The organism is Schinkia azotoformans LMG 9581 (assembly GCF_000307855.1).
Lineage (GTDB): Bacteria > Bacillota > Bacilli > Bacillales > Bacillaceae_J > Schinkia > Schinkia azotoformans.
Map to the genome: position 1 here is coordinate 1 of NZ_AJLR01000137.1, position 1,528 is coordinate 1,528.

General features: G+C 52.2%; 1 rRNA gene. It reads right to left on the reverse strand.

The features are described from left to right. Nucleotides 1-1,528 (reverse strand): 23S ribosomal RNA (locus tag BAZO_RS16160); the annotation flags it as partial.

Consider the following 1,528-nt stretch of genomic DNA (forward strand, 5'->3'; position numbering starts at 1 on the left):
CTAACTGCTTGGACGCGCACAACCAACGGCGCGCTTACCCTATCCTCCTGCGTCCCTCCATTGCTCAAACGGTAAAGAGGTGGTACAGGAATATCAACCTGTTGGCCATCGCCTACGCCTTTCGGCCTCGGCTTAGGTCCCGACTAACCCTGAGCGGACGAGCCTTCCTCAGGAAACCTTAGGCTTTCGATGGACAGGATTCTCACCTGTCTTTTCGCTACTCACACCGGCATTCTCACTTCTAAGCGCTCCACCAGTCCTTTCGGTCTAGCTTCAAAGCCCTTAGAACGCTCCCCTACCACTGACACGTAAGTGTCAATCCACAGCTTCGGTGGTACGTTTAGCCCCGTTACATTTTCGGCGCAGAGTCACTCGACCAGTGAGCTATTACGCACTCTTTAAATGGTGGCTGCTTCTAAGCCAACATCCTGGTTGTCTAAGCAACTCCACATCCTTTGCCACTTAACGTACACTTTGGGACCTTAGCTGGTGATCTGGGCTGTTTCCCTCTTGACCACGGACCTTATCACTCGTAGTCTGACTCCTAAGGATAAGTCTTTGGCATTCGGAGTTTGACTGAATTCGGTAACCCGATGGGGGCCCCTAGTCCAATCAGTGCTCTACCTCCAAGACTCTTACCTTAAGGCTAGCCCTAAAGCTATTTCGGGGAGAACCAGCTATCTCCAAGTTCGATTGGAATTTCTCCGCTACCCACACCTCATCCCCGCACTTTTCAACGTGCGTGGGTTCGGTCCTCCATCCAGTGTTACCTGGACTTCAACCTGGACATGGGTAGATCACCTGGTTTCGGGTCTACGACCACGTACTCATGCGCCCTATTCAGACTCGCTTTCGCTGCGGCTCCGTCTCTTCGACTTAACCTTGCACGGGATCGTAACTCGCCGGTTCATTCTACAAAAGGCACGCTGTCACCCATGAATGGGCTCCAACTACTTGTAGGCACACGGTTTCAGGATCTCTTTCACTCCCCTTCCGGGGTGCTTTTCACCTTTCCCTCACGGTACTGGTTCACTATCGGTCACTAGGGAGTATTTAGCCTTGGGAGATGGTCCTCCCAGCTTCCGACGGGATTTCACGTGTCCCGCCGTACTCAGGATCCACTCAAGAGGGAACGAAGTTTCAGCTACAGGGCTGTTACCTTCTTCGGCTGGCCTTTCCAGACCACTTCACCTACTTCGTTCCTTTGTAACTCCGTATAGAGTGTCCTACAACCCCAAGAGGCAAGCCTCTTGGTTTGGGCTAATTCCGTTTCGCTCGCCGCTACTCAGGAAATCGCATTTGCTTTCTCTTCCTCCGGGTACTTAGATGTTTCAGTTCCCCGGGTCTGCCTTCGATACCCTATGTATTCAGGTAAAGATACTGTCCCATTACGAACAGTGGGTTTCCCCATTCGGAAATCTCCGGATCAAAGCTTACTTACAGCTCCCCGAAGCATATCGGTGTTAGTCCCGTCCTTCATCGGCTCCTAGTGCCAAGGCATTCACCGTGCGCCCTTACTAACTTAACC